This is a genomic window from Dysgonomonas mossii, from assembly GCF_004569505.1.
Classification (GTDB): Bacteria; Bacteroidota; Bacteroidia; order Bacteroidales; family Dysgonomonadaceae; genus Dysgonomonas.
In genome coordinates, this window is the sequence record NZ_SPPK01000071.1 from 1 (window position 1) to 444 (window position 444).

Annotated in this window: 1 protein-coding gene; it reads left to right on the forward strand. The window is 62.2% G+C overall.

Going from position 1 to position 444, the window contains the following annotated elements; all coding sequences use genetic code 11:
• Positions 1-444, forward strand: a 444-nt coding sequence (locus E4T88_RS17485; protein ID WP_306461445.1) for a malic enzyme-like NAD(P)-binding protein, incomplete at both ends; no start/stop codon positions are given.

Genomic DNA, 444 nt, shown 5'->3' on the forward strand with positions numbered 1-444 from the left:
CCTCCAAGCCCGTCATGGAGGGCAAGGGCGTCCTCTTCAAGAAGTTCGCCGGCGTCGACGTGTTCGACATCGAGATCAACGAGAAGGACCCGGCCAAGCTGGTCGAGGTCATCGCCGCCCTGGAGCCCACCTTCGGCGCGATCAACCTCGAAGACATCAAGGCGCCCGAGTGCTTCTACGTGGAGCGCGAGCTGCGCAAGCGCCTGAACATTCCCGTCTTCCACGATGACCAGCACGGCACCGCGATCGTTACTGCGGCCGGCATGATCAACGCCCTGGAAATCGCTGGCAAAACCCTGGCTGACGCCAAGATCGTCTGCCTGGGCGCCGGTGCTGCGGCCATCTCGTGCATGAAGCTGATCGTCAGCATGGGCGCCAAGCTGGAAAACATCTACATGGTCGACAGCAAGGGCGTGATCCAGTCCGAGCGTACCGACCTGAACC